This window comes from Actinomyces johnsonii (assembly GCF_006546835.1).
GTDB lineage: Bacteria > Actinomycetota > Actinomycetes > Actinomycetales > Actinomycetaceae > Actinomyces > Actinomyces johnsonii.
This window is the reverse complement of the sequence record NZ_VICB01000007.1, coordinates 18,700-27,111: the sequence shown is the minus strand read 5'-3', so window position 1 is coordinate 27,111 and position 8,412 is coordinate 18,700. Positions and strand designations below refer to the sequence as shown.

Here is an 8,412-nt window from a genome sequence, read left to right as displayed (position 1 = left end):
CACCACCAGACCCCACCCAACGGCGACCAGACCGTATACGCCGATGATGTCTCCGACGAAGAAAACGCCGTGGACGAATCCGAACAGGATCATCCACGCACCCCGGCGCCGCACCAGGCGACGGGCGTCGACGGTGGCCTGTTCACGGGCCCAGGCCTCCTCCTGCGGCGTCGGTTCACGGTCTGCATCCACGCCGGGGAGGGACTGAAGATAGCTCTGCGTCCCGGAGGCCATACGCCGATTGATCATGGTCATGAGACCGAAGCCGAACAGCATCGCGAACAGCGGATAGGCCCGATGATCGACGAACAGCGTCCGGACGAACATCCACCAGGCATCGGCTGCCGACGCCCGGAAAGTACCGGCGGACTCAGCCGGTACCCTGCTCCACTGGGGTACGTTGGCCACTGCGATGAGCAGGAGCATGAAGCCACGGGCCACATCCGGGGAGGGATAGCGCACCCCCCTGGAACCGGTGAAAGAGGTGATGAGATGCATGCCATTGAACATATGGCACCCCGCACCCCCGGACCTCCCTCCACAGAGGGAACCCTACTTGTATCGTCCTCCTTCTTCAGGAGTAGCCGCCCTCACTCTCCTCCTCCTGAAGGAGGAGAGGGAACCTATCTTCATTCGGAAGCTCCGGTGGGGACGGCTACGGCACCAACCTCCGGCGACGGCGGGGCCGGGCGGGGTCGTTTGCGCTCGCTGCGGGCCACGGCGGTGCGCAGCAGGGTCTCGAAGGGGCCAGCATGGCCTCCGCGCTCCAGCGCCGCGCACAGGCCGACCGTCGCCAGCCAGACCGCCGCCGCGATCCCGGCGGCCCGGGCCTCGCCGAGGTGGAACTGAATACCGGTCAGGGCGGGCAGAACCAAGAAGACGGCGGCGAACAGGAAGCTCTGAGAGAGGTAGGCCGTCATGGAACGCCGCCCCACATTGGAGGCCAGCTTGCGCAGACCCGTCAGACGGCCGTCAGCCCTGGGCCCGCCGGCGTACAGGGCCAACAGCGCGAGCCAGCCACAGGCCCCGGCCAGCCCCGCCACCTGGTGAAGAGGAACGGCCCAGAGGATCAAAGGCCCTCCCGTGACCCACTGAGCGAGCCCAATACCGCCCACGGCGCCGAGCCCCAGGCCGCCCAGGCCGACGGCGGTCAGGAGCCGGCGGTGCCGCTCGGGGTGGGCGATGACGTCGGTGTCGGCCAGACGCGCCCCGAGGAACATCGCCGGAACCACCAACGATATCGGCGTCGTACTCAGGTTGATGGCCCAAGCGGTGACACCGTGGGAGACGTAGGACAAGAGGGTCGTAGCCGATTCGCCGGCCCCCGCGCGCATATCCGTCGCCGAGGCTGCACCCTGGGAGGTCATGGAACTGATGATGACGCAGGTGATGACGACGCCGGCAACAAGGATGACGGCGCAGAGGACCGCTGCCCGCTTCCAGTGCTTGCGGGCGAGCCACCCAGCGAAGATGACGGCGACCAACCCGTAGGCAGCGATGACGTCACCGGAGAAGAGCATGGCGTGGACGAACCCGAACAGGATCATCCACGCACCCCGGCGCCGCACGAGGCGGCGGGCGTCGACGGTGGCCTGCTCACGGGCCCAGGACTCCTCCTGCGGCGTCGGCTCACGTGCGGCCTCCACACCCGGGAGGGACTGAAGATAGCTCTGCGTCCCGGAAGCGATACGCCGATTGACCATGGTGACCAGTCCGAAACCGAACAGGAGGGAGAACAGTGGATAGGACCGGGCGTCGATCAGAAGAGAGCGCACCCACAACCAGGCCGTGTCTGCGGCATCGTTGGGAGCCGAGGCCCGCGCCACGCCGGTCCAGAAGGTGATATTGGCCAGAGAGATGAGCAGGAGCATGAAGCCACGGGCCACATCCGGGGAGGGATAGCGCACCCCCCGGGAGCCGGTAAACGATGTCGCGAGTTTCATGCCCTCCACGGTAGGAAGCCCCTGTGATCCACACCTCCTCCACCGAGGCTGTCTTCCGAGCCTGTGCCTCACCCGTGGGCATGAGAGGAGCCCCCGGCGCTTCCACCCGGAGGACCAGGGACCCTCATTCTGGAGCCTGTTGCGAAAGACTGCCGGATTCAGGTGCGCCCGCAACGACCCCGGCACGTGGCCCGCACCCCTGGCACCACCCTAACCTTCGCATCACAACCTCGCGGCCGCCTGATCGCACCTCGATGACCCGCGAGGCACGGGTTCCACGCCGGCGAGCAACCGCCGCGAGCTCGGCATCTGCCCAGCGCTGCCCCCGGCCGGACGTCAGCGCGTCAGGAGGCCGACGGCGGGGCCGGGCGGGGGCGTTTGCGCTCGCTGCGGGCCACGGCGGTGCGCAGCAGGGTCTCGAAGGGACCGGCATGCCCACCGCGCTCCAGGACCGTGCACAGGCCGACCGTCACCAGCCACACCGCCAGGGCGATAAGCGCGGCTGCGGCCTGCCCCACCCACAAGCGCTGCCCCACAGCCAGGACGATAAGCGCACCCCCGGCCTGCCCCACCCACAAGCGCTGCCCCATGACCAGGACAGGAACAATGACGAAGATGGTCCCGAACAGGATCGTCTGACTCAAGTAGGCCGTCATCGACCTGCGCCCGACGGCGGAGGCCAGCCGACGCAGCCCCGTCAACCTGCCGTCCTCCCTGGGCCCACCGGCGTACAGGGCCAACAGCGCCAACCAGCCGCAGGCGCCGACGATGCCGAAGAGCTCCTTCACGGCGAAGTCCCACGGCCACTGCGAGATGGGCAACACGTTGGTCAAAGCGCTATGGAGCGCCGCGAGGGCTCCCAGGGCCAGGCCGCCGACCCCTGTCGAGATGAGCAGGCGGCGGTGCCGATCCGGCTGGGTGATGATGCCGGTATCGGCCAGACGTGCGCCGATCGCCGCGGCGGGAACGATCAGTGTGACGAGGATCTGCACGAACAGAAAGAAGAACCAGTTCGCGATGTTGACGACGAACCAGGGCAGCACCGTTACAGTCGGGTTCTCCTGCTGACCTGACCACACGGCGGCGGTCTCAGGAGAGACGAAACTCATGACCAAGAAGAGCGAGAACGCGGTCAGCGCAATGATGGCGCCGACGACGTACAGGCGGACGTACCTCTTGTGGGCGAACCATCCGGCGAAGATGACAGCGGCCAGACCGTAGGCGCCGATGATGTCGCCGGAGAAGAAGATGCCGTGGACGAACCCGAACAGGATCATCCACCAGCCGCGGCGCCGCACCAGGCGACGGGCATCGACGGTGGCCTGCTCACGCGCCCAGGACTCCTCCTGCGGCGTCGGCTCACGCCCCGCATCCACCTCGGGCAGGGACTGAAGATAGCTCTGCGTCCCAGAGGCGATACGCCGATTAATCATCGTCATCAGCCCGAAGCCGAACAGCATCGCGAATAACGGGTAGGCCCGATGGTCGACGAACAGCGTCCGGACGAACACCCACCAGGCATCGGCCGCCGGGACCGGGAAAGTACCGACGATCATGTTAGCCGGCGCTTTGTTCCATGTCGGGACGTTGGCCACTGCCACGAACAGGAGCATGAAGCCACGGGCCACATCGGGGGCGGGGTAGCGCACGCCCCGGCCGGTGAAGGAGGTCGTCATCCGCATGTGACCGATCTTACGGTTGATCCGGTTGGCGTTTCATCTACACGGGGATCATTCCCCGAGAACCGGAATAGAAGGGGGTGACGCACACGGCGGCACCCCGGAGGTCTCGGCCGTGGTGTCGTCCACCGCGAGACTGCTGTGCGAATCGCCCTGCGAACCGACGTCTCAGCGCTGCGGGAACCGCGTGGACCTGGTGGGGACGAGCGCGGTGCTCACTGCGCCCCCGGGGCGCCCGCCGCCCCGCTCGGGGCGGCGCTCGGCGGGCCCTCGCCCCCGTCGACCGGGCGCAACGACCTGGACCTCGCCGTCTGCGGCGGCGGCGAAGATCCGCTGGACGACCGCCTCCCGGCTGCGCATGCGGGCGTTGTCCGTCTCCAGCTCCTCGACGCGGGCCTCGAGGTCGAGGATGCGGCGAATGCCCTCGAGGTTGATGCCCTCCTGGGACAGGGATTGGATGCGGCGCAGGCGCTCGACGTCGCGGTGGGAGTAACGTCGGCCCCGTCCACGGGTCCGGGCGGGGCTGACCAGTCCGAGCCGGTCGTACTGGCGCAGGGTCTGGGGGTGCATACCGGCGAGTTCGGCCGCCACGGAGACCACGTAGACCGCACGCTCGGCCGCGTCCTCGGCCAGGTGACCCAGGCCCTGCCCGGCCCGACGGCGGCTCACGTCGCCGCCTCCTCCATGAGGGTCGCCCTCGGGTCGGTGTCTCCCATGGCCTCATCGAAGGCCTCCAGGGCCTGCTTGGCGGTTTTGGAGAGCCTCTTGGGGACGGCCACCTGGATGGTCACCAGCAGGTCGCCGGTCTTCTTCCGAGTGGCGGCGCCCTTTCCGCGCAGACGCATGACTGTGCCCGAGGAGGTGCCGGGCTTGATCTTGATCTTGGAGGTGGTGCCGTCGAGCAGCGGGACCTCGACCGTGGCGCCCAGGGCAGCCTCGCGCAACGTGACCGGCAGGTCCATGCGCAGGTTGGCGCCGTCGACCGGGTCGATGGAGTACACCGGGTGCTTGTTGACGCTGATGGACACAACCATGTCGCCGTTCTCGCCGCCGTTGAGGCCGGCCCGGCCCTTGCCGCGCAGACGGATCTTCTGCCCGTCGCGCACTCCGGCCGGGATACGGACCTTCATGGTGCGTCCGTCCGCGGTCAGCTCCGCGGTGGTGCCGGCGACGGCGTCGCGCAGGTCCAGCGCAGCCGAGGTCAGGACGTCGGAGCCCTTCTGCGGCGGGGACTGGGAGCCGAAACCTCCGAACCCGAAGGGACCGGGGCGCCCGCCGGAGCGGGTGGGGCTGGGGGTGCCGCCGAACATGCGCAGCAGGTCGTCGAGGTCGGGCTGGGCTCCGGCACCTCCGGTCTCGAAGCGGACATTGCCGCTCTGACCGCCGAACATGGAGGAGAAGATGTCTTCGAATCCGCCGGCGCTGCCGGCGCTACCCGGTCCCCCGGCCTGGAAGCGGGCGCCGCCTCCGGCCATGGAGCGAATCGCGTCGTACTGCTTGCGCTCGGCCTCGTCGGACAGGACGGCGTACGCCTCCCCGATCTCCTTGAACTTCTCTGCCGCCGCGGCGTCGTCGGGGTTGCGGTCGGGGTGGTACTTCTTCGCGAGCGTACGGTAGGCCTTCTTGATAGCGGCGGCGCTGGCGTCCTTACTCACGCCGAGGACCGCGTAGAAGTCCTTCGTCATCCAGTCCTGACTGGCCATGTTCGTATCACCGCCTCCTTATCCGGGTGATCGTGGGTGTTCCTTAGTGATAACAACTGTGATCGCTGCTGAATGTCGCAACGTTTGAAGACCGTGAAAGGTGGATGCGTCTGCCGGGCCACGCGCCCCAAGGCCCTCGGGCGCCCTGGGTGGCGTCTCTCGGTCGGCGGCGGACCCGAGCCGGCTCATCCGGCCGGCCCGGGTCCGCTGTCGGACCGAAGTGGGCAATGCAGTGGATACCGCTCAGGCCGGTCAGGCCGGGTTGGCGACCTGGACTCGGGCGGCGCGCACGACGCGCTCACCCAGGCGATATCCGGGCTGGAGGACCGCGGCGATGGTGGGCTCGGCGACCTCGCTGGACTCGGTGGCCATGAGGGCATCGTGCAGCGTGGGGTCGAAGACCTCGCCCACGGCGCCGAAGCGCTCCAAGGAGTACTTCTCGGCCAGGATCGATTCGAGCTTGCCGGCCGTGGTCTCGAAGGTGCCGGTCAGGTCCCCGTGTTGGCGGGCCAACTCGATCTCGTCGAGGACCGGGATGAGGGCCTCGACGACGCCGGCGGCACCGGCATCGCGGTGCGAGGCCGCGCCCTCGCGGGACCGACGCACGAACCCCTGGTACTCCTGCTGGAGGTTGTAGAGGTCCGCCCGGGCACGAGCCAGGTCGTCGGCCGCCTGAGCGGCCTGGGCCTGAGCCTGGGCCAGGGGGTCGTCCCCCGCCGACTCCCTATCGGAGGAGTCGGCGTCGGACTGGTCGGCCGCGCCCTCGGGCTCGCCCTGGGCGAGTCCTTCGCGGACGTCGTCGGGCACCTCCTCGAAGGCCGACTCGACGGCCGCCTGGAGCTCGGGGTCGATGCCCTCGTTCTCGGGGGTGGGGCCGGCCGGGGTCACTTGGAGTCCTCGTCGTCGACGATCTCGGCATCCACGATGTCCTCGTCGTTGGAGGACGCGGAGCCGCCGGCGGAGGAGGGGGAGTCAGCCGCACCCTGGGAGGCAGCGTCGGCCTGGTAGATGGCCTCACCGACCTTCTGGGCCACCGAGCTCAGCTTCTCCTGGGCGGTCTTGACCGGCTCGATGTCGTCGCCCTCAAGGGCCTTCTTGAGGTCGGCGACGGCCTCGGAGACCTCGGAGTGGACGTCCTCGGGCAGCTTGTCCTTGTTGTCCTTGAGGAGCTTCTCGATAGAGTAGGCCTGCTGCTCGGCAGAGTTGCGGGTCTCGGCGTCCTCACGGCGCTTCTTGTCCTCCTCGGCATGGGCCTCGGCCTCCTTGACCATGCGGTCGATGTCCTCCTTGGGCAGGGCCGAGCCGCCGGAGATGGTCATGGACTGCTCCTTGCCGGTGCCGCGGTCCTTGGCCGAGACGTGGACGATGCCGTTGGCGTCGATGTCGAAGGAGACCTCGATCTGGGGCACGCCGCGGGGGGCCGGGGCGATGCCGGTCAGCTCGAAGGTGCCCAGCGGCTTGTTGTCCCGGGCGAACTCGCGCTCGCCCTGGTAGACCTGGATGAGCACGGAGGGCTGGTTGTCCTCGGCGGTGGAGAAGACCTCGGAGCGCTTGGTCGGGATGGCCGTGTTGCGCTCGATGAGCTTGGTCATGACCCCGCCCTTGGTCTCGATACCCAGGGACAGCGGCGTGACGTCGATGAGCAGGACGTCGCTGCGGTCGCCCTGGATGACGCCGGCCTGGAGAGCCGCGCCGACGGCGACGACCTCGTCGGGGTTGACGCCCTTGTTGGGCTCCTTGCCGGTCAGCTCGCGCACCACCTCGGTGACGGCGGGCATACGAGTGGACCCGCCCACGAGGACCACGTGGTCAATGTCGGAAACCTTGACCCCGGCGTCCTTGATGACGTTGTGGAAGGGGATCTTCGTGCGCTCGAGCAGGTCCGCGCTCATCTCCTGGAAGTTGGAGCGGGTGAGCTTCTCGTCGAGGTGGATGGGGCCGGACTCGCTCATGGAGAGGTACTGCAGGTTGATGTTCGTGGAGGTCGCCGAGGACAGCTCCTTCTTAGCCTGCTCTGCGGCATCCTTGAGGCGCTGCATGGCGATCTTGTCCTTGGACAGATCCACGCCGTCCTTGCTCTTGACCTGCTTGACCAGCCACTCGACGACGCGGGCGTCCCAGTCATCGCCGCCCAGGCGGTTGTCGCCGTTGGTGGCGCGCACCTGGATGGTGGAGAAGCCGTCGTCGTCCTTGCCAACCTCGAGCAGAGAGACGTCGAAGGTACCGCCACCGAGGTCGAAGACGAGGATGAGCTCGTCCTCCTTGCCCTTGTCCAGGCCGTAGGCCAGGGCCGCGGCGGTGGGCTCGTTGACGATGCGGTCCACGGTCAGGCCCGCGATGGTGCCGGCCTCCTTGGTGGCCTGGCGCTCGGCGTCGTTGAAGTAGGCCGGGACGGTGATGACCGCGTTGGTGACGGGCTCACCCAGGTAAGCCTCGGCGTCGGTCTTGAGCTTGGCCAGGATGCGGGCGCTGATCTCCTGGGCGGTGTACTTCTTGCCGTCGATCTCGACGGACCAGTCGGTACCCATGTGGCGCTTGACCGAGGAGATGGTGCGGTCAACGTTGGTGACCGCCTGGCGCTTGGCGATCTCGCCGACGAGGATCTCGCCGGACTTGGAGAAGGCCACGACGGAGGGGGTAGTGCGGCCGCCCTCTGCGTTCGGGATGATGGTGGGCTCGCCACCCTCGAGGACGGCGATAGCAGAGTTGGTGGTACCCAGGTCGATACCGACAGCGCGTGCCATGTGATGTGCTCCTTGTGGTTGCTTGGTTGATGTCTGCAATGAGGGCCGGGGTTCCGACACCTTCAGGTTGAGTCGTATGCACTCAGGATTGTGGTTGAGTCGAGCTCTGTCAACTCGATGGCATCCAACCTTGAGTCTGACTGGCTCAACCTTGGCCGGCCATAATCCATTCCAGGAGGGGCGAGTGACCTGCAACACGGGTGCGGCATCGCGAGCCGCCGCCCCTTGTGGAGCACCCACCCACGGCAGCACGGCGAACAGTTCCGGCGGCGCCAGGGCGGCACACCCAGCCGCGCTGACACATCGGGAACTGCGATATCTCTCGAGGACTGCGTTTTCCCGC

General features: G+C 67.8%; 6 protein-coding genes and 1 pseudogene. All 7 read right to left on the bottom strand.

Annotation, left to right across the window (positions count from 1 at the left end):
• Positions 1–498 (bottom strand): annotated as a pseudogene (locus tag FK256_RS06615) (DUF418 domain-containing protein); the annotation flags it as partial.
• Between the two features lie 131 nt (positions 499–629).
• A complete protein-coding gene (locus tag FK256_RS06610; protein ID WP_141424182.1) occupies positions 630–1,943 on the bottom strand; it encodes a DUF418 domain-containing protein in 1,314 nt (437 codons plus the stop codon).
• A gap of 344 nt (positions 1,944–2,287) precedes the next feature.
• A complete protein-coding gene (locus FK256_RS06605; protein ID WP_141424181.1) occupies positions 2,288–3,625 on the bottom strand; it encodes a DUF418 domain-containing protein in 1,338 nt (445 codons plus the stop codon).
• Between the two features lie 165 nt (positions 3,626–3,790).
• Entirely contained in the window at positions 3,791–4,291 is a 501-nt protein-coding gene (locus FK256_RS06600; protein ID WP_141424180.1) for a heat shock protein transcriptional repressor HspR, read from the bottom strand.
• A complete protein-coding gene (locus tag FK256_RS06595) occupies positions 4,288–5,325 on the bottom strand; it encodes a DnaJ C-terminal domain-containing protein (RefSeq protein ID WP_141424179.1) in 1,038 nt (345 codons plus the stop codon). The genes FK256_RS06600 and FK256_RS06595 overlap by 4 nt, the downstream gene beginning before the upstream one ends.
• Before the next feature lie 252 nt (positions 5,326–5,577).
• Positions 5,578–6,213, bottom strand: a complete 636-nt coding sequence (locus FK256_RS06590; RefSeq protein WP_141424178.1) for a nucleotide exchange factor GrpE — start codon at positions 6,211–6,213, stop codon at positions 5,578–5,580.
• A complete protein-coding gene (dnaK, locus tag FK256_RS06585) occupies positions 6,210–8,069 on the bottom strand; it encodes a molecular chaperone DnaK (RefSeq protein WP_021605080.1) in 1,860 nt (619 codons plus the stop codon). Before dnaK ends, FK256_RS06590 begins: the two co-directional genes overlap by 4 nt.
• Between the last annotated feature and the right edge of the window lie 343 nt (positions 8,070–8,412).

What these genes read in the sequence shown, in the direction of transcription:
- FK256_RS06610 (WP_141424182.1), bottom strand. Translation starts at nt 1,943, where the DNA reads ATGAAACTCGCGACATCGTTTACCGGCTCCCGGGGGGTGCGCTATCCC.
- FK256_RS06605 (WP_141424181.1), bottom strand. Translation starts at nt 3,625, where the DNA reads ATGCGGATGACGACCTCCTTCACCGGCCGGGGCGTGCGCTACCCCGCC.
- FK256_RS06595 (WP_141424179.1), bottom strand. Translation starts at nt 5,325, where the DNA reads ATGGCCAGTCAGGACTGGATGACGAAGGACTTCTACGCGGTCCTCGGC.
- dnaK (WP_021605080.1), bottom strand. Translation starts at nt 8,069, where the DNA reads ATGGCACGCGCTGTCGGTATCGACCTGGGTACCACCAACTCTGCTATC.